Genomic DNA, 22231 nt, shown 5'->3' with positions numbered 1-22231 from the left:
TACCCAGGAGAGCCGGCGTCCGCCGCGCACCGCGGTGCCCGACGCCCGTACCCGACAGGAGGACTCCCAGGTGTCAGCTGACCCGATGGTCGACGATCCGAGGCCGCACGACACGGCCTTCCGACGCCCCCTGTTGCCCGGTGCGCGCGGATCGCTCTCGGCCATGGTGATCGATCTCCTCCGCGGTGACCCTGCGTCCGCGTCGGTCCTCGACCTGCCGGCCGACGACCCGAGGGTCGTCGACGCCGACCCCTACGGCGACGATCTGCAGCTCGCGCTGTACCTCTGCTACGAGATGCACTACGTCGGGTTCGTCGACGCCGACGCCGGTTGGGAATGGAGTCCGGCCCTGCTCACGGTTCGGGTCGCCCTCGAGCAGCGATTCCTCGCCGCTCTGCATCGCGACGTCCCGGCGATGACCGCCGACGATTCCGCCGAGCACGAGATGGAAGAACTGTGCATCGAGAACCCCGACGGTGACGGCGCCTCCTACCGGCTCCGCGACGCCGGGACGTGGGAGCAGTACCGGCAGCTGTTCGCCCTGCGCTCGCTGTACCACCTCAAGGAGGCCGACCCGCACGCCTTCGCGATCCCACGTCTGCGCGGGCACGCCAAGGCCGCCTACGTCGCCGTCGAGTTCGACGAATTCGGCGGCGGACGCGGCGACGCCGTGCATCAGGAGCTGTTCGCCGACCTGCTTCGCGCTTCCGATCTCAGCGCCGACTACCTGGGCTACCTCGACACCGTTCCCGGCGTCGCCCTCACGCCGGTCAATCTGATGTCGCTGTTCGGACTACACCGGCGCTACCGGGGCGCTGCGGTCGGGCATCTGGCCGCCACCGAGATCACCTCGCCGCCCGGTTCGCAGCGGCTGCTGGCCGGTTTGGAGCAGCTCGACGCACCGGAGGCGTGCCGGCGGTTCTATCGCGAACACGTCGAGGCCGATGCCGTGCACGAGCAGATCCTGCGTACCGATGTCGTCGGCGATCTCGTCCGCACCGAGCCGGACACCGAAGCCGATGTGATCTTCGGGATCCGCGCCTTCCTGTTCGTCGAGGACGCCCTCGACCGGCATGTGCTGTCCGCGTGGGACGACGGAAAGAGCGCCTTCCCGGGTATCTGATCCGGGCAAGGCGCTCGTTCGGGCGGCGCTCGTGAGCCGTCAGGTCGCGCGGCGGCGCTTCTTGCGATGGCTGGTGTCGCACAGGGGGTAGTTCTTGCTCCGACCGCACGCACACACCGCGACCATGAACCGGTCGGACTGCACCCGGGCGCCGTCGGGGAGTTCGATGTCGACCGGACCGGACACCAGGACGGGTCCGCCTCGGATCACCCGCACCGCATTGGGTTTCTTGTCCCCGCTCACCGCGACGCTCCGGCCGGGGCGAGACCATCCGAGGCGACGGCGACGATCGCGACGAGACGCTCGATGCGACGGTTGCGTTCGAGCATGCCGCACTCTTCCATCCAGCCCGCGCGTGCGGTGAGGACCGGACCGAACGGGATGACCCGCTCGGCCACCACCTCTGCGGTCAGTCCCCCGGCGCGCAGGGCGCGCAGCGAGGCGTCGGAGTCCGCGAATTCCGAGTGGACCAGCACGAAAGCTCCGCCGGGCACCAGCAACTCGGGAACGCGTGCGCACAGCGGGTCGAGGACGGCTCGGCCGTCGGGTCCGGCGTCCCACGCATGAGACGGGCCGGCCGGGTGCAGCTCCGACTCGGACTCCGGTGGGGTCGGAACATACGGGGGGTTGCAGGTGACGACGTCGTAGCGACCCTGATGGCGCCGGAGATCACCGTGCGCCACCTCGATCCGGACGCCGGTGTCGGCTGCCGCGCGCCGAGCGTAGGCAACCGCGTCCGCCGATGCGTCCACCGCGGTCACGTGCGACGCACCCGACCTTGCGGCCGCTATCGCGATGGCGCCGCTGCCGGTGCAGAGATCGAGCACGCGGGCCCCGGAGACGCCGCGGGATCGGAGAGTGTCGATCAACAGCTGAGTGTCCTGCTGTGGCAGGTAGACATCGAGCTCGGGTAGCGCTGCGGTCGCTGTGGGAAGCGACGATGAGGTGATGGTCACGCCGGGCACCGCCCGTTCGTCGTGCCGATGGTCCCTGCTCCCCGTGACTCCATGCACCCTCACTTCTCAGACGGACCGTGCTCAGTTGGTCAGATGTTCCCTCTGTCATACGTTCCGAAACCTCGATGCGGATGAGTGCGCCGGGAATTCGCCGGCCGGTCAGGCCGGTGTTGCCGAGGCCCGATCCGGCCGCCGTACATCGATACCCGCCTCACGCCAGGCCTCGCGGAGTGCGTCGGCACCCTTCAGTCGGACCCACGCGGCCTCGTTGGCGGTGATCGGCACCGCCCGGAGCATGCTGACCGGGTCCATGGGCGTGGGCAGCTCGACCGTCCCGAGTTCGTCCGCCTCGAGCAGGACCGCGGTGAACGGCGAACCGTCCCACAGGGGTTCGCCGAGGTCGACCAGCGCATCGGCGGCGATGACGAGGCCCTCGACCGCCGGCGCGGCCGCCAGCGTCGCCATGCGCTTGTGCAGACCGGGCAGCGGCGTTCCCGACGACACGCGCACGACGAGTTCGGCACGGGGTCCGCGGACCGGATCGGCGTGCAGGTCGGTGGGATCGGACATCGGGTGCCGCGCGCACCCCGACGTCACGTAGACCACCTCGTCCCGATCGCCGGCTTCGTCGGGCACGAACCGCAGGACGTCGATCGGTTCGACACCGAGGAACGTCACCGACGCACGTTGGGGAGTCGCCCCCAGCCGGTCTTCGAGAAATCGTCCGACGACCTCAGTCACGGCTTCGCTCACATCCGACAGGCTACCGACTCCGGCGCACGGACCCGGGGTGCTCCTCTAGCCTGGAGCAATGGTCCGGGTTCTGGCGGTCGCCGACGAGGTGGTGGACTCCCTCACCTTCGGGGTGGGGATCGAGTCCCGGCCCGACCTCATCCTCGGTGCGGGTGACCTCCCGTTCGAGTACCTCGAGATCCTGTCGTCGCTGTGCGACGCGCCGTGCGTGTTCGTGCCCGGCAATCACGACCGGGACCTGCGCGGGTACCGCCGCGGCCGCACCGGCTGGACGCGCGCCGGACTCCCCGTCGAGGACCCCGGACCGTGCGGTGCGGTCAACGCCGACGGCCGGACCGTGACGGTCGCCGGACTCCGCATCAGCGGCCTCGGCGGCAGCCGCCGCTACAACAACGGCACCAACCAGTACACCGACACCCAACAGCGGTTGCGGTCCCTCCGGTTGCGATGCACCACCGCCCTGTCACCTCCCCGCGGCGCCGACATCCTGCTCACGCACAGCCCGGCCCGCGGCGTCGGCGACCGCGACGATCTGCCCCACCGGGGTTTCGACTGCTTCCACCCGCTGGTCCGGTCGCTGCAACCGGCGCTGCTGGTCCATGGCCACGTCCATCCGTACGGCGAACGACCGGCTGATCTGCCCATCGGCTCCTCGACGACCTCGATGAACGTCGTCGGCTACTGCCAGTTCGACTTCGATCCCGCCACCCGGGAGGTCGAGATCGTGAGGCGCAGACATGGCGCGTGACACCGGATTTCCCGACGCCGACGCGGAGAACGACTTCGCCCGGATGCGACGCCAGGCCGAACGCGCGCGGCTCGCGCAGTGGTTCATGCGTCAGCCCGCCGACGTGAACACCATCCTCCCGTTCGACGAGGTCGTCGCCGCGCTCGGACGGACCGGGGAGACCTCACTCGGACTGCAGGTCGTCGAGGTGTCCTCGATCGTCGGAAGTGTCGACCGCACCAAGGATTTCGACCGCTACTTCCGGCCCACCTCGTCGCGCGGCCGGGAGCGCTGGCAGCGGCTGGCGGCCGCGCAACGCCGCGGCGAATCCGTCCCTCCGGTACAGCTGTACCGGATCGGATCGATGCACTTCGTCATCGACGGCCATCACCGCGTGTCCATCGCGATCGCGCGGAACTGGGTCACGATCGACGCCTACGTCACCCTGATCCACACGCGCATCTCCCCCGAGGGCATCACCGCGACCTCCGACCTGGTCCTCAAGGACCATCGTCGGATCTTCCTGTCACGCGTGCCGCTCGAGGGGTCCCAGGCCGAGGCCATCCGACTCAGCTTCCCGTTCGACTACGCCGAACTCGCCGAGAACGTCGAGGCGTGGGGATTTCGCCTGAGCCAGGAGATCGGCGAGTTCCTCAACCGCACCGAGACCGCTCGGCGCTGGTTCGGTGAGGAGTTCCTGCCGGTCGTGCGGATGGCGCGCCGGGCGGGCATCCGGCCCGACCTCGACAGCGACGCCGAGCTGTACATGTGGGTGGCCTGCGAACGGTATCGGCTTGTGCGCAGGCACATCTGGGACGAACACGTCTTCGACGAACTGCTCGACCACTCCCGCAGGCGCCGGCGCTGAGCCGACGCCTGCAGGGACAGGCGGGACACTAGCGGACGCGCAGGGACTGCCCCGAGCTCTGGTCGAACACCGCGATCTTCGACGCGTCGTAGAACAGCTCCGCCGAACCGCCGCGGCTCACCTTCGAGTCCGGGGACAGTCGGGCGATGAACTGGTTGCCGCCGAGATCGGTTCCGGAATCGGCGGACAACTCCGCGAGGGCGTCGCTCGACGCCCGGCTCGACCCGACGCCGAAGTAGGCGTAGATGTCGGAACCCATCGACTCGAGCACGTCGATGTTCGCGGCGAAGGTCCCGCCGTGTCCACGGGTCGTCGAGTCGACGAGCGACGCGTCTTCGAGGTGCTCGGGCCGGATGCCGATGAGCACGTCGCCGCCACTGCCGACGTCTCCGGCACGGGAGACCACCGCACGATGGTCGTCGAGGACGATGGTGCCGATCGCGGTCTCGATACCCTCGCTGCCGAGGCGACCGGACAGGAAGTTCATCGCCGGGGAGCCGATGAAACCGGCCACGAACACGTTGGTCGGATTGTTGTACAGCTCCTGCGGCGTACCGATCTGCTGCACATACCCGTTGCGCAGCACGACGACCCGGTCACCGAGGGTCATCGCCTCGGTCTGGTCGTGGGTCACGTAGACCGTGGTGGTCCCCAGGCGCTGCTGCAGCTGTGAGATCTCCGTACGCATCTGCACGCGCAGCTTCGCATCGAGGTTCGACAGCGGCTCGTCCATCAGGAACGCCTTCGGGGAGCGCACGATCGCCCGGCCCATCGCCACGCGCTGCCGCTGACCGCCGGAGAGATTGGCCGGCTTGCGGTCGAGGTACTGCCCGAGGTCGAGGATGCGCGCGGCCTCGTCGACCTTCGCGGCCACCTGATCCTTCGGCATCTTCGCGAGAGTCAGTGGGAAGGCGATGTTCTCGCGCACCGACATGTGCGGGTAGAGCGCGTAACTCTGGAACACCATCGCGATGTCGCGGTCCTTGGGTGCGCGCTCGTTGACCCGCTCCCCGCCGATCCGCAGCTCGCCGCCGGAGATGTCCTCAAGTCCGGCGATCATGTTGAGCGTCGTCGACTTACCGCATCCCGACGGGCCCACCAGGATCACGAACTCGCCGTCGGCGATCTCGATGTCGACCCCGTGTACGGCGGTGGAGCCGTCGGGATACTGCTTGGAGACGTTGTCCAGAACGATGTCTGCCATGGGTTATCCCTTCACGGCGCCGGAGGTCAGGCCGGCCACGATTCGACGTTGGAAGAAGAGCACGAAGATGATGATGGGGATGGTTATGACCACCGCGGCGGCCGAGATCGACCCGGTCGGTTCCTCGAACTGCGAACTGCCGGTGAAGTTCGCGATCGCCACCGGCGCGGTGATCGCCCGTTCGGTCGACGTCAGCGACAGTGCCAGGAGCAGGTCGTTCCAGGCGAAGATGAACACCAGGATCGCCGCCGTCACGACGCCCGGGGCGGCGAGCGGGGCGATGACCTTGCGGAAGGCCTGCCACGGGGTGGCGCCGTCCATCTTGGCGGCCTTCTCCAGCTCCCACGGGATCTCGCGGAAGAACGCGGACAAGGTGTAGATCGCCAGCGGCAGCGCGAAGGTGATGTAGGGCAGGATCAAGCCGGGCCAGGTGTCGAACAACCCGATGGCCCGCTCGATGTTGAACAACGGTGTCACCAGCGAGATCTGGGGGAACATCGCGATCAGCAGCGCGGCACCGATCAGGAGCTTCTTGCCCGGGAAGTCCAGGCGGGCCACCGCATAGGCCGCCATCGTCCCCAGGAGCACCGCGATCACCGTGGTGATCAGACCCACGCCGATCGAGTTGATCAGCGCCGAGGTGAAGGCGCTGGTCTCGAAGATGCTCTTGTAGTTGTCGAGGGTGAACTCACTCGGCCAGAACTTCCCGTCGGTCACGCTGCTCGCCGGCTTGAAGGACAGGCTGATGATCCACAGCAGCGGGATGAGTGCATACAGGATCACCAGGATGTTGGCGATCGACCACCAGGCCTTGGACTTTCCGCTCGCATTCAACGGCTTACCTCCCCTCGTCGTCGGAACCCGGTGCGGCGGTGCCGAACCCCTTGATGAACACGAACGCGATGATCGCGACACAGATGAAGATCAGAATCGAGATCGCCGAGCCGACGCCGAGATTGAAGGCGCCGAACAGATTGTCGTAACCCAGCATCGACACCGAGTAGGTGTTGTTGGACCCGCTGGTGAGGACGTAGATGTTGTCGAACACGCGGAACGCGTCGAGTGTGCGGAACAGCAGCGCCACCAGGATCGCCGGCTTCATCAGCGGAAGGATGATGCGCCACAGTCTCGTCCACGCCCCGGCGCCGTCGACCTGGGCCGCCTTGAGCAGATCGTCCGGGACGAGCGCGAGGCCGGCCAGCAGGAGCAGGGCCATGAACGGCGTCGTCTTCCAGACCTCGGCGAGGACGATGATCGCCAGCGACGGCCACTGCTCGGTGAGCGGTGCGGTGCCGTCGGGTAGCAGGTTGGCGAGATATCCGGTGCCCGGCGTCCACGCGTAGTACCAGGAGAACGCCGCCGCCACGGTGACGATGCCGTACGGGATCAGGACGACGGTGCGGATGGTGCCCCGCCCGAAGATCGTCCGGTGCATGACGAGCGCGATCGCCATGCCCAGCACGAGTTCGATGAGTACCGACACGACCGTGATGCCGACCGTGACGGCAAAGGCCGTCCACCAGTAGTTGTCGGTGAGGACGGTGGCGTAGTTGGCGAACCAGACGAACTCGCGTTCCCCCGGCGCCGAGAGGCTCATCTTGTTCAGCGACAGCCAGACCGCGTACACGATCGGGTATCCGGTGACCAAGAGCATCATCAGTGCGGCCGGCGCCACGAGCCAGAAGGCCAGCCGGCGCTCGGCGGTTTTGCCCTCGCTGCGCCTGCGCGGGGCGGCCGGCGGCGTGTCGGCCCGGGGCCGATCGATCACCGCGGTACCCCCGCCCGTCCCGGTCGCCGGCTTCGACAGCGAGGCGGGCGCGGGATCCGGGGTGGGCCGGTCGGTGTGCGACGACGCCGCGGTCACCTCGTGCCGACCTCCCGGCGGAGCGGTCCACACCTGATCGGACTGCACCGGGGGTGTGTCACCGACGATCGGGATCGGACCGGTTTGCGGTGGCGCATCCTCCGGGAGGGCGTGTCGCCCGGCACGGAACCCCGCGTCGTCGGGGTTGCCGCCCGCGTTCTCGGCGTCGTTACGCGGAGTGTCGTTGTCGCTCACGGGATTAGCCCTTCCCCGTCGATGGCCTTCTGGACCGCTTCGGCGAGCTCGTCGACCAGGGCCTCCGGCTCCCAGGCGCCGACCGGGCTCAACTTGGCCTGCAGCAGCGTCGAGATTGCTTGATAGTCGGGCGATTTCGGCCGCAGAGCAGCGTGCTCGGGTTCGAGCTGCCGCTTGATCTCGTCGGCCATCGGGTACGCGAGGCGGAAATCGGCGTCGTCGTAGATGGACTCGATGACCGGCGGCGGACCCGCACTGAACGAGAACGCCTTCTGCGATGCCTCACTGGTGATGCACTCGGCGGCCTGGTAGGCGAGGTCCTGCTGTTGCGAGGTGCTCGCGACGGCGATGTTGATGCCGCCCAGGGTCGTCTTGGTGGGAAGTCCCTCGAAGCCCGGATAGGGCGCGAAATCGAAGACCCGCCGCATCTCGCGGTTGAGCGGGACCACCTGCGCCGGGGTCGGCGGATTCGCGGTGTCCGCGTACAGGTTCGCGTATTCGGTGAGGTCGAGGAAGGCGACGCTGCCCGCCACGGCGTTCTCGCGCATCCCGGCGAAGACGAACGGCCAGTTCACCTGGTACAGGGCCTCACCGCTCTCCATGCCGAGCCGTGCGGCGCCCTCGTCGGAGTTGGTCAGCGACGGATCGGCACCGGGCGCGGTGGCGACCCGCTTCAGCGTCTCCAGGGCGCGGACCGTCGCGGCGCGGTGTTCGGGGGTGTCGTTGAGGGTGACCTTGTCGGGGTCGTCCGGGTCGACGATCTGCCCACCGGCGCTGGCGAGTACCGAGTTGAACCACACCATCAGGCCTTCGTACTGCCTGCCCTGCACCATGATGTAGGTCGGTCCGCCGTTGCGACCGCTGACGAGCGCGTCCTCGAGCATGCCGTTCCACGTCGACGCCGGGCGCCGGCGGTCGACGTCTTCGACGAGCACATCCGGTCGGTACCAGAGCAATTGGGTGTTCGTGGAGAACGGGATGGCGTAGAGCCGTTCCCGCTCGTCGTCGTCGGTCTTCCAGACCGCGGTGTCGAGCGGACCGCCCAGGGTGCGCGCCGACACCTCGGCGGCCATGGCGTCGGGGACCGGCACCATCCAACCCGCGTCGGCGAATTCGGCCGTCCACACCACGTCCATGCCCATCAGGTCCAGCCCGCTGTCGTTGCCCGCGAGGCGCCGTGCGAGCTGCAAACGCTGATCGTCGGCGCCCTTGGGCAACGGGGTGGTCACGACCTTGTACGCACCACCGGAATCGGCCGAGCACTTGTCGCCGATCTCGGCGAAGGTGTCCGCACCGTCGGCCGGCGGATAGAAATTGAGTACGCCCGCTTCATATCCCGAGCCGCACGCGGACAGCACGGGCAGCATGGCCACCGCTGCCACCGCCGCGGCGAGGACCTTTCGTCTCACGCGCCTGGTAGATCCGTCGGTGCTGATGGATCCGTCCGTGCTGACCCTGCTCCGCACGCAGCCTCCTCGATGTCGTACGCGGCGCCGCAGCGGTGCTCCGCCGTGAGCGTCCGAAGAGCAACGCTATACGTGAGGATTCGTGACATGCAACACATTCGGCATGGGCGTGCCATTCCGCGGGCGATTGTGATCGCTCCGTGTCCGACCGCGGGAGGCGACGTCAGAAGGTGAGACGGGCGAGCATGTCGCGCGCCTTCTCTGCGCTTTTCGGGTCGCACAGCACGTCATAGCGGCCGGCGACCAGCTGCATGGTCGACGCGAAATCCCGCTGGCCCCGGGTCGCCGCGTACGGAATGGTCGCGGAGATCACACCGAAGACCATGCCGCCGACGATGCCCACCAGGATGGGCGCAATGGGCGAACCGGCGAAGACGAGCGCCACCAGACAGCCGAAGAAGAAGCCGAGCCAGGCACCCGAGACCAGCCCGCCGCCGATCACCTTGCCCCACGTCAGCCGGCCGATGACCCGCTCGACCTGCATCAGATCGACGCCCACGATGGTGACGTCCTGGACAGTGAAGTTCTCGTCGGAGAGGAAGTCCACCGCGCGCTGGGCCTCGGCGTAGGTTCCGTACGAACCGATCGGCCAGCCCTTGGGCGGGGTGGGGAGTCCCGGCGTCTCGCGGCTCGGGCGCATGGGATTGGTCATATCGGGGCCTTCCCTGTTGTCAGACTCCAGTGCTGAACGTCGCGGTGAGACCCGACAGTGGGACTGGTCTCCCACCGGTGGGCGTTCGTGTCTGCCGTCGGCCTCCGTTGCACCGATGGCACTACCCTTACTCCCATGTCGTCGGTGAGCAAGGTGTTCGTGGCCAGATTAGTCGGGTTGGCCGTCCTTGGTCCCGACGGCGAGTCCATCGGACGCGTCCGCGACGTGGTGATCTCGATCCGCATGTCCGGGCAGCAACCGCGCGTCCTCGGTCTCGCGGTCGAATTGACCACTCGGCGTAGGATTTTCGTGCCGATGCTGCGGGTGACCGCGATCGAGCCCCAGGCCGTGGCCCTCAACACCGGCACCGTGAGCCTCCGCCGACTCCATCTGCGCCCCGGCGAGGCGCTCGCCATCGGACAGGTCCTCGACACCCACGTCCGGGTCGTCGATCCGGATCTCCCCGAGCTCGCCGACGCCGACGTGACGGTGATCGACCTCGGGATCGAGAAGACCCGGACCCGCGATTGGGTCGTCTCCCGCGTCGCGATCCGGGCGGGACGTCGCGGCCTGCGCCGGCGCCACGAGACACAGGTCGTGGAGTGGTCCAGCGTGCAGGGCATCACCCAGAGCTCGCTGAACCTGCCCGGACAAGGAGTCGCGCAGGCCCTCCTGCAGTTCGAGGGCATGCGCCCGGCCGACGTCGCCAACGCCCTGCGCGAACTGCCCGCGAAACGACGCGACGAGATCGCCTCGGCCCTCGACGACGAACGGCTCGCCGACGTGCTGCAGGAGTTGCCGCCCGACGACCAGAAAGAGGTGCTGGCCGCGCTCGGACGCGACCGCGCCGTCGACATCCTCGAGGCGATGGACCCCGACGACGCCGCCGACCTCCTCGGCGAACTGCCCGACACCGAGGCCGAGGCCTTCCTCGAGGAGATGGACCCCGTGGAGTCCGAGCCCCTCCGCCGACTCCTGCTGCACTCCCCCGACACCGCGGGCGGCGTGATGACCTCGGAGCCGATCGTGGTCACCGCATCGACCACCATCGCCGAGGCCCTCGCCCGGGTCCGCAACCCCGACCTGACGCCGGCCGCGGCGAGTCTGGTGTTCGTCGTCCGCCCGCCCACTTCGACACCGACCGGCAAGTATCTCGGATGCGTGCATCTGCAGGCCCTGCTCCGGGAACCGCCCGCGCACCTGGTCGGCGGCATCCTGGACACCGACCTCGCCCAACTCCATCCCGAGGACTCCCTGGAGACGATGACGAGATATTTCGCGACCTACAACCTGGTGTGCGGCCCCGTCGTGGACGAGGCCGGCCACCTGCTCGGCGCGGTGAGCGTCGACGACCTGCTCGACGAGATCCTGCCGCGCGACTGGCGTGAGACCGAACCCGAGGACGTCGTCGAGGCCGACGGGTACGGCGTCGGGAGTGGCCCGGAACCGGCATCGGGCGGCCCCCAGGTGCGGATCCGATGAGCGAACCGGGACGCAAGCTCGACACCCCCAGCACCCGCCGCACGATCTCGTTCAATCTCGACTCCGACGTCGTCGGGATGTACAGCGAGCGGATCGCCCGGTTCCTGGGCACCGGACGATATCTGGCGATCCAGACGGTCATCGTCATCGTGTGGATCGTGCTGAACCTGGTCGCGGTGTCGATCCAGTGGGACCCGTACCCGTTCATCCTGCTGAACCTCGCGTTCTCGACGCAGGCGGCGTACGCGGCGCCGCTGATCCTGCTGGCCCAGAACCGGCAGGAGAACCGCGACCGGGTGTCGCTGGAAGAGGACCGGATGCGGTCCGCCCAGACGAAGGCCGACACCGAGTTCCTGGCCCGGGAGCTCGCCGCGGTCCGTCTCGCGGTGGGCGACACCGTCACGCGCGACTACCTGCGCAAAGAACTGGACGACCTGCTCGACGAACTCACCGAACGGCTCGGCGCCCCCGCCGGCGACGAATCCGGCCGCCGCGGTTCCAAGGATCACTGACACCAAAAGCCGGGTTCGTGTCTGGGACGTCAGACCCATATGTATGGTGGGTCACAGTTCGGACCGGATCCCGGCGTCTGTCACGGCGCGACGAGATTCTCCGACACATCCATGTGAGCGGCTCTGGACCTGGGCCGCGGGTGGGCATCGCCGCGTTCTCGGGGGCAGAAGTGTGTGTTGACAACGGAGTGAACAGGACCGGGCAGCGGCCCGGGGCCGCACGATGTGCAGGAGGCCTCCGGTGAGGCCCCTCGAACTCGTCCGCCGTCGCCGTGGTCCGCGCCGTCCGTCCTCGTTCCCACGACGCGCCGCGACGCTGGTCGTCGGCGGCGGTCTGGTCGGTGCACTGGTCCTGGGGACCGCGACGTCGAGCGCCTCCGGCGGCAACGTCGCGTCGGCCGTCGTCGAGCCCGATGCCCCCGTGACGGTGGCCGAACTCGTCGCGGGTTCGCCGGGTGCACTCCTCGGCTTCGCGCCGCCGCCGGAGAAGCCCGCGACCGCGCTGCCGGCGCCGCAGTTCCGGCTCGCCAGCGACCTCCCCTCGGGCCCACTGGGGATCCCGGGCGTCGTACTCCAGGCCTACAAGCTGGCCGCCAACCGCGTCGCCGCCGAGAGCGCGGCCTGCAAACTGCCGTGGTTCCTGCTGGCCGGCATCGGACGCATCGAGTCCAATCATGCGAGCAACGGCTCGGTCGATCAGTACGGCACGACGATCAACCCGATCGCCGGGCCGGTCCTCGACGGCTCGCTGGCCGGCAACGCGGTCATCAAGGACACCGACGGCGGACGCATCGACGGCGACGCCGGACACGACCGGGCGATGGGCCCGATGCAGTTCATCCCGAGCACGTGGGCAGCGTGGGGCTCCGACGCCAACGGCGACGGGAAACCCGACCCCAACAACATCTTCGACGCCACGTACTCGGCCGGCCGGTATCTCTGCGCCGGGGTCACCGACATCATGAACGAGCGCACTCGCGTGTCGGCGGTGCTGCGGTACAACCGCTCGATGGAGTATGTCGCCAACGTCCTCGGCTGGGCCGGGGCCTACGCGACGGGCGTGATGCCGACCGACCCCATCCCGGAGATGAAGCGCAAGCCGTCGAGCAGCTCGAGCTCGTCCAGCAAGCCCAGGCGGCCGGAGTCCGGGTCGTCCTCGTCGTCGTCCTCCACCACGCGGCGGCCGAGCCCTCCGCCGCCGCCGTGCATCATCGTCTGCCTGCCATCGATCCCGCCGCTGTTCCCGGGCCAGCCCGCTCCCCCGCCCACCAAGAGGGAGGCCCCGGCGGTACAACAGGCACCGACGGGGAACGCCGGCCCGAACAGGCCGGGAGGGGCGAGCACCCCGGTTCCCGTCCGCTGACGGCGCCACCGGAGGACCTGCGCCCGGAACCGTCGGCGCCGCCGGTAGTCTGGGCCAGATGACAACAGGAGTCGCGCCCACGGAATCGGCAGTTCGCGCCGCTCTGGGCAAGGTCAAGGATCCCGAGATCGGCAAGCCCATCACCGACATCGGGATGGTCAAGTCGGTCACGATCAACGACGACGCGAGCGTCGATGTCGGGGTGTACCTCACGACATCGGGGTGCCCGATGCGCACCGAGATCTCGCAGCGCGTGGAAACGGCCGTCGCCGACGTCCCGGGCGTCGGCGCGATCCGCGTCGAACTCGACGTCATGGACGACGAGCAGCGCACCGAGCTGCGCAAGAAGCTCCGCGGGGACAAGGCCGAGCCGGTCATCCCGTTCGCCCAGCCCGGCTCACTGACCCGCGTCTACGCCGTCGCGTCGGGTAAGGGCGGCGTCGGCAAGTCGAGCGTGACCGTCAACCTCGCCACGGCGCTCGCCGAACGCGGGCTCACCGTCGGCGTTCTCGACGCCGACATCTACGGCCACTCGGTCCCCCGCATGCTCGGGAGCGACGCCAAACCCACGCAGGTCGAGCGCATGATCATGCCGCCCAGCAACCACGGCGTCCGCTTCATCTCGATCGGACAGTTCACCGACGGCAACACGCCGGTGACCTGGCGCGGTCCCATGCTGCACCGAGCCCTGCAGCAGTTCCTCGCGGACGTCTACTGGGGCGATCTCGACGTCTTGCTCCTCGACCTCCCGCCGGGCACCGGTGACGTCGCGATCTCGATCGCGCAGCTCATCCCGGGCGCGGAGATCCTGGTGGTGACGACACCCCAGCAGGCCGCGGCCGAGGTCGCCGAGCGCGCCGGGGCCATCGCGCTGCAGACCCGGCAGAAGATCCTCGGCGTCGTCGAGAACATGTCGTGGCTGGAACTGCCCGACGGCAGCCGCATGGAACCGTTCGGGTCCGGCGGCGGCGAGCAGGTGGCGCAACGCCTCACGCGCGCGGTGGGCGCCCAGGTCGACCTGCTGGGTCAGGTACCGCTCGAGACGGCCTTACGCGAAGGCGGCGACGCCGGTGTCCCGGTGGTGCTGTCGGCACCCGAATCGGCGTCCGGTTCCGCCCTGCGCGCCATCGCGGGCAAGCTCGCGGCGCGTAAGCGCGGCCTGGCGGGTATGAGTCTGGGACTCGACACCATCCGGAATTCCTGACCGGTCAGGTCGCGTCCCAGTCGGCCGCGGCGGGACGCGACCCCGACCGCGACCGGCGGTCCGACGCCGCGGATCCCGCCGGGCCGGCGGAGTCCTGATTCCCGCTCTCCTGCTTCTCGAACGACAGGGGCGCCGACACGGGCTTGATCTCCGGCGCCGCCGGGGTGGCCTTCCGGTCGACCGTGGTGGCGCTCTCGTTCAGCCGGAACAGTGAATCATCGCCGTCGAGAAGGTGTTTCGTGACGATCGACCGCGGCGTCATGCCCCGCAGTTCGTTGAGGTCGGCGAGCGGCTTGCGCAGGTCGTCGAATTCGGAACCCAGCTCGTCCTTCAGCTGATTGCTCGCACCGGTCGCGTAATCACGGACCTTCTTGGCCGACTGCATCGTCCAGGAGACGGCACCGGGGAGACGTTCGGGGCCGAGGATGACGAGTGCCGCGACCACCAGGATCGCTATCTCGCCCCATCCGATGCTGCTGAACATGTGCCTCGTCCTGACCTGTGCGGTGGTGTGGTTAGTCGCTCGCCGGAGTGATGGTACCGCTGAACGTGCGACCCGCCCGCCAGTACTGGAACGGGACCGACTCGCCGATGCTGGCGGTTCGGATCGCGACGTTCAGCTCGTCGGCGCTCTCGATCGGGCGATTGTTGAACGAGGTGATCACGTCGTTCTCCCGGATGCCCGCGCGTTCGGCGGGGCTGCCGGCGACGACGTTGCGGACCTGTGCGCCCAGCACGCGCTCGTTGCGCACCGAACTGGCGTTGACGCCGATCTGCGGGTGGTTCACGCGGCCGTCGCGGATCAGCGCCTCCGCGATGGGCTTGGCCTCGTCGATGGGAATCGCGAATCCGAGACCGATGTTGCCGCCCCCGGCGCCGAGGCGCCCGGCGGTGTTGATGCCGACCACCTGGGCTTCGCCGTTGACCAGCGGACCGCCCGAGTTGCCCGGGTTGATCGCGGCATCGGTCTGGATCGCGTCGATCACCGCGTCGGTGTCGGACTCTGCGTCGGGCGTCAGCGCCACGGCTCGGTCGGTCGCGCTGACGATGCCGCTGGTCACGGTTCGGTTGAGCCCCAATGGAGATCCGAAGGCGACCACCTCTTCGCCGATCTGCAGGTCGCCCGAGCTACCGAGCACCGAGACCGTCGGGTTCTCGACATTGTCGACCTTCAACACGGCGAGATCGGTCTTGGGATCGCGACCGACGATGCGCGCCGGGACCCGCTGACGGTCGAAGAACACGACCTCCAGTTTGGCGCTCTTGTCGTTCGCGGCCATCGAGATGACGTGGTTGTTGGTGAGGATGTAACCCTCTTTGTCGATGACGAATCCCGACCCGGTGGCGTAGGCGCCCGCCGCGCGGACGTCGATGGCGACGACCGACTTCTCCACCGCCCGGGCCACCTCCGCCACGGACGACCGCGGTCGGGCGTCGCCGCCGGTGTCCTCGGTGGACAACTCGACCGTGTCACTGGTGAGCGGCGCGGCCACCTCCGCGGTGTACCGGCCCATCAGCCCGCCGACGAGCCCGATCAGCAACGCGATCACCGCGAGCGTGGCAAGGGCGACCCAGCTCAGGCGATTGCCGAGCAGGATGTCGCGGACACCGAGCTTGGGGCCGGTCTCGGTCGGGATGTCCGACGATGCGGATGCCAGCGCGGGTGCGTCCAGCCGCGCCGGGCTCTCCGGGTCGCGCCACGGGTCCTCCGGCGCCTGCGGCTGCTCGGTGTGGCCGTAGGTCGCGAGCGGATCCCGCTGCAGGGTGTCGCTCGATCCGGCCGGCCGGCCGAAGGCCTCGGCGAGCACCGGGTCCGGAGGTGCGATCTGCGGCTCGGGCGGCCGCTTGTCGCCATCCGAGGTGGCGAACGAGCCGCGCACACCCGACGGGCGGCCGAACACCTGCGCGGTCGACGGCGACACGGGCCAGTGTCGGGTCCGCGACGGCGTCAGACGTTGTGACTCGGGCGGTTCGGCGCGCCGCGCGAACTGTGCGTCACCGGTATCGGGAGAATCGGCGTCGGGGGCCACGGTCACCGGCCCCGGCGACGGAAGGCGCGGCCGCGGGCCGCGGGGATGCCGTCGGTCGGCGCATCGGGCGACACCGTCGGCCCGAACCCTGCCGGGCGGGGTGGCTCGGAGCTCAGATCGATCTCACGCGTGGGGATCTGGGAGAGCTGACCGAGGAGGGAGTCCGGGATCGACACGCGGCCGGACTCGCGGAGTCGGGTGCGGGCCAACGACTGCGCCTCGACCGCGGTGACGCACTCGGGGCACAGCGCCAGATGATGAGCGGCCCGCGCATGCGCCGACATCCCGAGCTCGCCGTCGACGAAGGCGGCAACCGCCTCGGGGGCCAGGTGCTCGGTGGGTGCGAAGCCGCGTCCGCCGGCCGTACCCGGCGCGCGGTAGCCGCGGTTGGGCAGGAACGACGAGGGAGCCGGACTCCAGGTGTTCGTATTCCACCTGGCTGGGGTCCAGGAGGACCGCCGGCGACGAAGGTTGGGAGTCGGCGGTTCGACACCGCCGCTTCCGGTCGGACGCCCGCGATCGCCGTCCATCATCGTCGTTCACCCCTCTCCACGACGAAACCGCCGCACGATGAATCCTGTGTTGCCACTGGGCTCTGCTGCTGTCTGCCACGGTACCGACCGGCGGCATCCGATGCCGTCCCCCGAACGCGTGGCGTCCGCGGGCTACGGACTCCGATCGCATCGTGTCCCGTGACACAGGCAACGTCTCAGCGTATCCGAGACTCGCAACGATGCTCGGCGGAGCAGGGTTCCCGGCAGCGACCTCAGGCGTGCGAGCCGAGCGCGACCGAACGGCTGCTGGTGTGGCCCTGGGCCGCGAGTGCGTCGCGGATGCTCTGCCGACCGCGATGGATGCGGCTGCGGACGGTACCCAGCTTGACACCGAGGGTGGCGGAGATCTCCTCGTAGGACAGGCCCTCGATGTCACACAGCACCACGGCCGCGCGGAAGTCGGGAGCCAGCGAGTCCAGGGCGCGCTGCAGGTCGGGGTCGAGGTTCGTCGCGTCGAAGACCTGCTGCGGATCCGGGGTGTCGGCCGGCACCCGGTCGTACTCCTCGGGCAGGGCTTCCATCCGGATCTTGCTGCGGCGACGGACCATGTCGAGGAACAGGTTGGTGGTGATGCGGTGCAACCAGCCCTCGAAGGTGCCGGGACGGTAGTTCGACAACGAGCGGAAGACCCGGATGAAGGTCTCCTGCGTGAGGTCCTCGGCGTCGTGCTGATTCCCCGACAGACGGTAGGCCAGACGGTAGACGCGGTCGGCGTGTTCGCGGACCAGGTCGTCCCAGGACGGCATGAGCAGTTCGTCGCCGGTGGCGTCGAAACCTGCGGTGCCCGCCGGAACGGCGGGCACGGCGTCGGCGGGATCGCGGGGATCGGTCATGGTCGGTGGTCGGTTCCTCTCTCGTGAAACACGCACCCGGTGACCCAAGCACTCACCGAAGACGAACGGATGATTCCGGCTGGGTATTCCCGAGCTGCCAGGAAGTTCTCACCGACCTCCCGGGACCTGTCCCAACCGGAACAGCTCTCACCCTCTCCTATCGGAGTGTGGCCGCCGTATGAGGCGCCTGAGTGTTGCCTGAGGATGCATCGTCGGTCTCGCCGCGAGCGGATTCGCCCAGGTCTGGCGCGCCGGGTCGGGTTCCGCCGCGGGGCCGGACTAACCTCGACGCGTGACCGAGTCAACGCCGTCCACACGCCCCGACCTGATCGCCTACGCCGAGTCGGCCATCGTCGAGGACGACGCCGTCATCGCCGCCCGCGCTCGCGCCGAGGAGCTTGGCGCGACACCGGTCAGCCCGGCGGTCGGCGCGCTACTGGCTCTGCTGGCCCGCGCGGCCGATGCGCGCGCCGTCGTGGAGATCGGGACCGGCACCGGGGTGAGCGGCCTCTGGCTGCTCAACGGCATGTCGGCCGACGGCGTGCTGACCACGATCGATCCCGAGCCCGAACATCACCGGGCCGCACGGGCGTCGTTCGCCGGCGCCGACATCGCCCCGGGCCGCACCCGGCTGATCAACGGCACGCCGGTCGAGGTGCTGCCGCGGTTGTCCGACGCGTCCTATGACCTGGTCTTCGTGGACGGACCACTGCTGGACCTGCCCCGGTTCGTGCGTGAGGCCGTCCGGATGTTGCGACCGGGAGGTGTCGTGGTCGTCCACAACGCGACCGCGCACGGAACGGTCGGCGACCCGGCCCGCACCGAACCGCCGACGGCGGCGGCCCGCGAGGCGGCCCTGCTGATCGCCGACGACGAGCAGCTGCTTCCCGTGGTCATCCCGCTCGGGCCCGGCGTGCTCGCCGCCGCGAAGATCCGCTAGTCGGCCGCGCTCCTGCTGGACTAGACGTCCGTCGAGAATCGAATCCCGTTGTCGGGGATCTCGATTCCCGGCCACACCCGGGCGCCGCGCAGCAACTCGCAACGGGCGCCGATGTCAGCACCGTCGCCGATGACCGTGTCCCGGACCAGCGCACGCGGCCCGATGCGGGCACCGAAGCCGATGATCGACCGTTCCACGACCGCGCCGGCCTCGATCACGGCGCCGTCGAAGACGACCGCGCCGTCGAGACGGGCGCGCGGGCCGACCTCGGCGCCACGGCCGACCACCGTGCCGCCGATCAGAAGGGCACCCGGGCCCACTCCCGCGCCTTCGTGCACGAGGGACTCGCCGCGACGGTCCCCCAGGGCGGGCGACGGCGCGATCCCGCGGACGAGGTCGGCCGAGCCGCGGACGAAGTCCTCGGGCGTACCCATGTCCCGCCAGTACGCGTGATCGACGTGTGCGTGGACGTGACTGCCCTCGGCGAGCAGCCGGGGGAACACCTCGCGCTCGACCGACACCGGCAGGCCGGCCGGGATGGATTCGATGACCTCGCGCTTGAACACATAGGTGCCGGCATTGATCTGGTCGGTCGGCGGGTCCTGGGTCTTCTCCAGGAACGCGGTGACCCGGCCGTCGGCGTCGGTCGGGACGCAGCCGAACGCGCGTGGGTCGCTGACCCGCACGAGGTGGATGGTGACGTCGGCGTCGGCGGCGCGGTGACTGTCGATGACGTCGCCGACATCGGTGCCACCGAGGACGTCGCCGTTGAACACCACGATCGTGCTCGCGGTCAGTTCGTCGAGGACGTTGCGGATACCGCCGCCGGTGCCCAGCGGCTCGTCTTCGGTGACATAGCGCATGCGCAGGCCCAGCTTCGAACCGTCGCCGTAGTACTCGCTGAAGACCTCGGCCTTGAACGAGGTGCTGAGCACGATGTCGCGGATACCGGCCGCCCGGATACGGGACAGCAGATGGGTCAGGAACGGCAGCCCGGCGGTGGGCAGCATCGGTTTCGGCGCCGACAGGGTGAGTGGGCGCAGGCGGGTTCCCTTCCCGCCGACGAGGACGACGGCCTCGACGTCCTCCCTGATGTTGTCCGATCCCCCCACGGACGGTCTTTCCACCGACTCACGCACGGTGTAGTTGTCCACTGGATCGGGTCCTTCCTCGAGGTGACTGGTGTTCACTTCAGCATTCATCGGGAGTTCTCGCTCGCCGACGCGCGTCGCGCCGCGCGCACGGCGAGCCGGGATCGGACCTCCAGGCCGATGCGCAACGCCAGGCGCAGCGGCGCCCGCCACGGTCCCGGATTGCGGTCGGCCTGGAACCGGTAGGCACTGCGGTGGTGGGCGGGCAGCATCTTCTCCGGATGCCGGCCGGCGCTGTGCCCCTTGGTGTGCACGACCTCCGCGCTCGGCACATAGACGTTCTGCCACCCGGCCTTGCCGAGGCGGTCGCCGAGATCGACGTCCTCCATGTACATGAAGTAGCGGGCGTCGAAGCCGCCGATGGCGTCGAAGGCCTCGCGCCGCACGAGCAGGCAGGAGCCCGACAGCCACCCCACCGGACGTTCCGACGGTGTCTCGTCGTCCGCGCGGTAGGCCGCAGTCCACGGATTGGACTTCCACACCGTGCCGAGGATCGCGTGTCCGGTGCCCGACACGAGGTCGGGAACGCGCCGCGCCGAGGGGTAGATCGAGCCGTCCGGTTCGCGGATGAGCGGGCCGAGCGAACCCGCTCGCGGCCAGCGCTGGGCGGCGGCCATCAGCTCGTCGATGGCACCGGGCTTCCATTCGACATCCGGATTGGAGATGAGCACGAACTCGACATCCGGGTCGAGTTCGGCGACACCGCGGTTCATGGCACCGCCGTAGCCGATGTTGCCGCCGGTGCGGACCAGCCTGACCGTGTCGTACTCCTGCTCGGCCCGTTCGGGCGCGCCGTCGTCGGACCCGTTGTCGGCGATGATGACCTGCGGCATGACGTCGGTGACGGCGTCGAGGCTGCGCAGGAAGGTCACGAGGTGATCGCCGGAGAAATAGGTCACCGTCACCACGGCTGGCTGAACTGGCACGCCGCTCAGGGTAACGAACCGGGGTCGGCGTCCGACGCGGCGATCGCCGCGTGCAGCGCGGGTCGCCACGGCCGGAGCGGGGTGAGACCGGCGGCCTCCCAGGAGTGGCCGGAGAGCACCGAGAACGCCGGCCGCGGGGCCGGGCGCGGGAACTCGGCGGTCGTCGTGGGCAGGACCCGGTCGGGCTGCGCCCCGACCTCTTCGAAGACCCCGCGGGCGACGTCGAACCAGGTGGCGGTGCCCGAGTTCGTCGCATGCAGAACCGCGCCACAGACCTCGTCGCGGGGGCCCGCGACGACGAGTTCCCAGAGCCCGTCGGCGAGGTCGTACGAGTAGGTCGGGGACCCGAGTTGGTCGTCGACGACCGACACCGTCTCCCGTGACTGTTCGAGCCGCCGCATCGTGCCGACGAAGTCGCGGCTGTCGGGTCCGCCGGTGTAGACCCATGCCGTCCGCACGACGGTGGCCCGCGGGTCCGCCGACAGCGCGGCGCGTTCGCCGTCGAGCTTGGTGCGGCCGTACACGGTCGCGGGCGTTCCGCTCACGTCGTCGGGTTCGTATCCGTTCCGCTCGACCGGCCGGGAACCCTCCGCGGCGCCCCCGGGGAACACGTAGTCGGTCGACACGTGCACGAACCACGCGCCGGCGTCGGCGGTCCGGCGCGCGAGCACCTCGGGCCCGGTGGTGTTGACCCGCCGCGAGCCTTCCGAGTCGGCCTCGGCTCCGTCGACGTCGGTGTAGGCCGCGCAGTTCACCACGATGTCGTCGGGGCCGAGGTCGCCCAGTGCGGCGGCCACCGAGGTCGGGTCGGCGATGTCGACGTCGGCTGAGGTGAGCGGCCGCACGACGACGTCGGGAACCTCGCTCGACCGTGCTTGCAGGGCAGTCCCCAGCTGCCCGCCGGCGCCGACGATGTACACGGTGGGGTTGCTCGGCGTCACACGCATGAGCACCATCGTGCCGGAGTCCGGCGGTACCCACGCGACGACGCGCTCGCCGGAACACGTGACGACGGCTACTCACACGACCGGCGTTGCGTTCTCGAATTCGCGAATCACTTCAGTAGCCTGGCGACAGCACACAACAGCCGACCCGCCTTGCACATCAGCATCGACATCCTCAGGCGTAACGCTCGCCGCGTCGACCCCGGACCCGATGTGCCGACCTCGAAAGGGACCGCTCACCAGTGGATTCACCATCCGACGGCCCGCGTCGGCGCGCGCAGCCGCGCCGTCCGGCACGGCCGGGTCCCGACGGGCGTCAGCCGATGCCCGGCGATCGGCGCGCCCCGGAGCCCGGTGCGCGCAGGCGCCCGGCCCGGCCCCCGTACGACGGTGGACCAGATGGACGCGAATCCCCGCGGCGCGCGGCACCGCTCCCCGGTGAACCGGGCAATCCTCCACCCCGAGCGCGACGCCAGCCCCCGCC

23 protein-coding genes and 1 pseudogene are annotated in these 22231 nt (G+C 69.4%); 9 read left to right on the top strand and 15 right to left on the bottom strand.

Annotated elements, in window-relative coordinates; genetic code table 11:
- The first annotated feature begins 85 nt into the window (after positions 1–85).
- Entirely contained in the window at positions 86–1123 is a 1038-nt protein-coding gene (locus tag FFS52_RS14115) for an iron-containing redox enzyme family protein (protein ID WP_137810086.1), read from the top strand.
- 39 nt (positions 1124–1162) lie between these two features.
- Here FFS52_RS14115 and FFS52_RS14110 read toward each other — a convergent pair whose 3' ends face one another.
- The 3 genes from FFS52_RS14110 to FFS52_RS14100 all read right to left on the bottom strand — a co-directional run bounded on the left by FFS52_RS14110 (position 1163) and on the right by FFS52_RS14100 (position 2832).
- Positions 1163–1366, bottom strand: coding sequence for a CDGSH iron-sulfur domain-containing protein (locus FFS52_RS14110; protein ID WP_058252716.1), 204 nt, complete (start codon positions 1364–1366; stop codon positions 1163–1165).
- Positions 1363–2079, bottom strand: a complete 717-nt coding sequence (locus tag FFS52_RS14105) for a HemK2/MTQ2 family protein methyltransferase (RefSeq protein ID WP_137810056.1) — start codon at positions 2077–2079, stop codon at positions 1363–1365. Before FFS52_RS14105 ends, FFS52_RS14110 begins: the two co-directional genes overlap by 4 nt.
- A gap of 159 nt (positions 2080–2238) precedes the next feature.
- A complete protein-coding gene (locus FFS52_RS14100) occupies positions 2239–2832 on the bottom strand; it encodes a suppressor of fused domain protein (RefSeq protein ID WP_068969931.1) in 594 nt (197 codons plus the stop codon).
- Between the two features lie 58 nt (positions 2833–2890).
- Here FFS52_RS14100 and FFS52_RS14095 point away from each other — a divergent pair, with 58 nt between their 5' ends.
- Both FFS52_RS14095 and FFS52_RS14090 read left to right on the top strand, forming a co-directional pair.
- A complete protein-coding gene (locus FFS52_RS14095; protein WP_068969932.1) occupies positions 2891–3580 on the top strand; it encodes a metallophosphoesterase in 690 nt (229 codons plus the stop codon).
- Positions 3570–4427 (top strand): hypothetical protein, encoded by an 858-nt coding sequence (locus tag FFS52_RS14090; RefSeq protein ID WP_055475023.1) that lies wholly within the window; start codon positions 3570–3572, stop codon positions 4425–4427. Before FFS52_RS14095 ends, FFS52_RS14090 begins: the two co-directional genes overlap by 11 nt.
- 28 nt (positions 4428–4455) lie before the next feature.
- Here FFS52_RS14090 and ugpC read toward each other — a convergent pair whose 3' ends face one another.
- From ugpC to FFS52_RS14065, 5 genes are all read right to left on the bottom strand, one after another.
- On the bottom strand, positions 4456–5631 hold the full coding sequence (gene ugpC / locus FFS52_RS14085) for a sn-glycerol-3-phosphate ABC transporter ATP-binding protein UgpC (protein ID WP_055475024.1): 1176 nt from the start codon (positions 5629–5631) through the stop codon (positions 4456–4458).
- A gap of 3 nt (positions 5632–5634) precedes the next feature.
- A complete protein-coding gene (locus FFS52_RS14080) occupies positions 5635–6465 on the bottom strand; it encodes a carbohydrate ABC transporter permease (protein ID WP_055475025.1) in 831 nt (276 codons plus the stop codon).
- Positions 6466–6469: 4 nt separating this feature from the next.
- Positions 6470–7690 (bottom strand): ABC transporter permease subunit, encoded by a 1221-nt coding sequence (locus tag FFS52_RS14075; RefSeq protein WP_078112022.1) that lies wholly within the window; start codon positions 7688–7690, stop codon positions 6470–6472.
- Positions 7687–9099, bottom strand: coding sequence for an extracellular solute-binding protein (locus FFS52_RS14070; RefSeq protein WP_176455882.1), 1413 nt, complete (start codon positions 9097–9099; stop codon positions 7687–7689). The genes FFS52_RS14075 and FFS52_RS14070 overlap by 4 nt, the downstream gene beginning before the upstream one ends.
- 220 nt (positions 9100–9319) lie before the next feature.
- Entirely contained in the window at positions 9320–9808 is a 489-nt protein-coding gene (locus FFS52_RS14065; protein ID WP_055475026.1) for a general stress protein, read from the bottom strand.
- 135 nt (positions 9809–9943) lie between these two features.
- On the opposite strand from FFS52_RS14065, the gene FFS52_RS14060 reads away from it, so the two are divergent.
- The 4 genes from FFS52_RS14060 (at position 9944) to FFS52_RS14045 (ending at position 14369) form a co-directional block, all read left to right on the top strand.
- Entirely contained in the window at positions 9944–11290 is a 1347-nt protein-coding gene (locus FFS52_RS14060) for a CBS domain-containing protein (protein ID WP_055475027.1), read from the top strand.
- On the top strand, positions 11287–11802 hold the full coding sequence (locus FFS52_RS14055; RefSeq protein ID WP_055475028.1) for a DUF1003 domain-containing protein: 516 nt from the start codon (positions 11287–11289) through the stop codon (positions 11800–11802). The genes FFS52_RS14060 and FFS52_RS14055 overlap by 4 nt, the downstream gene beginning before the upstream one ends.
- A gap of 241 nt (positions 11803–12043) precedes the next feature.
- Positions 12044–13165 (top strand): lytic murein transglycosylase, encoded by a 1122-nt coding sequence (locus tag FFS52_RS14050; protein WP_055475029.1) that lies wholly within the window; start codon positions 12044–12046, stop codon positions 13163–13165.
- A gap of 58 nt (positions 13166–13223) precedes the next feature.
- Positions 13224–14369 carry an Mrp/NBP35 family ATP-binding protein gene (locus FFS52_RS14045; RefSeq protein WP_055475030.1) on the top strand — a complete coding sequence of 382 codons (1146 nt, stop codon included), beginning with the start codon at positions 13224–13226 and terminating at the stop codon, positions 14367–14369.
- A 4-nt stretch (positions 14370–14373) separates the two neighbouring features.
- Here the strand turns inward: FFS52_RS14045 and tatB are convergent, their stop codons facing one another.
- The 4 genes from tatB to sigE all read right to left on the bottom strand — a co-directional run bounded on the left by tatB (position 14374) and on the right by sigE (position 17786).
- Complete coding sequence (gene tatB, locus FFS52_RS14040; protein WP_055475031.1) at positions 14374–14853, bottom strand: Sec-independent protein translocase protein TatB; 480 nt, start codon at positions 14851–14853, stop codon at positions 14374–14376.
- Positions 14854–14884: 31 nt separating this feature from the next.
- Positions 14885–16405 (bottom strand): trypsin-like peptidase domain-containing protein, encoded by a 1521-nt coding sequence (locus FFS52_RS14035; RefSeq protein WP_137810055.1) that lies wholly within the window; start codon positions 16403–16405, stop codon positions 14885–14887.
- A complete protein-coding gene (locus tag FFS52_RS14030; protein WP_055475033.1) occupies positions 16402–16932 on the bottom strand; it encodes a hypothetical protein in 531 nt (176 codons plus the stop codon). The genes FFS52_RS14035 and FFS52_RS14030 overlap by 4 nt, the downstream gene beginning before the upstream one ends.
- Before the next feature lie 233 nt (positions 16933–17165).
- Positions 17166–17786: an RNA polymerase sigma factor SigE gene (gene sigE / locus FFS52_RS14025; protein ID WP_055475034.1), complete on the bottom strand. Its 621-nt coding sequence runs from the start codon at positions 17784–17786 to the stop codon at positions 17166–17168.
- Between the two features lie 292 nt (positions 17787–18078).
- Between sigE and FFS52_RS14020 the strand changes: the two genes are divergently transcribed.
- Positions 18079–18726 carry an O-methyltransferase gene (locus FFS52_RS14020; RefSeq protein ID WP_055475035.1) on the top strand — a complete coding sequence of 216 codons (648 nt, stop codon included), beginning with the start codon at positions 18079–18081 and terminating at the stop codon, positions 18724–18726.
- Between the two features lie 20 nt (positions 18727–18746).
- Here FFS52_RS14020 and FFS52_RS14015 read toward each other — a convergent pair whose 3' ends face one another.
- From FFS52_RS14015 to rfbD, 3 genes are read right to left on the bottom strand one after another with little or no spacing between them, the layout of a single operon-like run.
- Positions 18747–19880, bottom strand: a complete 1134-nt coding sequence (locus FFS52_RS14015) for an NDP-sugar synthase (protein WP_055475036.1) — start codon at positions 19878–19880, stop codon at positions 18747–18749.
- A 44-nt stretch (positions 19881–19924) separates the two neighbouring features.
- Entirely contained in the window at positions 19925–20803 is an 879-nt protein-coding gene (locus FFS52_RS14010; protein WP_171011636.1) for a glycosyltransferase family 2 protein, read from the bottom strand.
- 5 nt (positions 20804–20808) lie between these two features.
- The gene (gene rfbD, locus FFS52_RS14005; protein WP_055475038.1) at positions 20809–21759 is read right to left on the bottom strand and encodes a dTDP-4-dehydrorhamnose reductase; all 951 of its coding nucleotides are present in this window, start codon (positions 21757–21759) and stop codon (positions 20809–20811) included.
- Between the two features lie 201 nt (positions 21760–21960).
- Between rfbD and FFS52_RS23765 the strand changes: the two are divergent.
- Positions 21961–22231 (top strand): annotated as a pseudogene (locus FFS52_RS23765) (hypothetical protein); the annotation flags it as partial.

Source organism: Gordonia sp. ALPHA1B1 (assembly GCF_005502615.1).
Lineage (GTDB): Bacteria > Actinomycetota > Actinomycetes > Mycobacteriales > Mycobacteriaceae > Gordonia > Gordonia hongkongensis.
Note: the sequence above shows the minus strand (reverse complement) of the source record. Positions and strands in the feature narration are given on the sequence as shown.

Coding starts and splice junctions, on each gene's coding strand:
- FFS52_RS14115 (WP_137810086.1), top strand. CDS start 86: ATGGTCGACGATCCGAGGCCGCACGACACGGCCTTCCGACGCCCCCTG.
- FFS52_RS14095 (WP_068969932.1), top strand. CDS start 2,891: ATGGTCCGGGTTCTGGCGGTCGCCGACGAGGTGGTGGACTCCCTCACC.
- FFS52_RS14090 (WP_055475023.1), top strand. CDS start 3,570: ATGGCGCGTGACACCGGATTTCCCGACGCCGACGCGGAGAACGACTTC.
- ugpC (WP_055475024.1), bottom strand. CDS start 5,631: ATGGCAGACATCGTTCTGGACAACGTCTCCAAGCAGTATCCCGACGGC.
- FFS52_RS14065 (WP_055475026.1), bottom strand. CDS start 9,808: ATGACCAATCCCATGCGCCCGAGCCGCGAGACGCCGGGACTCCCCACC.
- FFS52_RS14060 (WP_055475027.1), top strand. CDS start 9,944: ATGTCGTCGGTGAGCAAGGTGTTCGTGGCCAGATTAGTCGGGTTGGCC.
- FFS52_RS14055 (WP_055475028.1), top strand. CDS start 11,287: ATGAGCGAACCGGGACGCAAGCTCGACACCCCCAGCACCCGCCGCACG.
- FFS52_RS14045 (WP_055475030.1), top strand. CDS start 13,224: ATGACAACAGGAGTCGCGCCCACGGAATCGGCAGTTCGCGCCGCTCTG.
- tatB (WP_055475031.1), bottom strand. CDS start 14,853: ATGTTCAGCAGCATCGGATGGGGCGAGATAGCGATCCTGGTGGTCGCG.
- FFS52_RS14030 (WP_055475033.1), bottom strand. CDS start 16,932: ATGATGGACGGCGATCGCGGGCGTCCGACCGGAAGCGGCGGTGTCGAA.
- sigE (WP_055475034.1), bottom strand. CDS start 17,786: ATGACCGATCCCCGCGATCCCGCCGACGCCGTGCCCGCCGTTCCGGCG.
- rfbD (WP_055475038.1), bottom strand. CDS start 21,759: ATGGTGCTCATGCGTGTGACGCCGAGCAACCCCACCGTGTACATCGTC.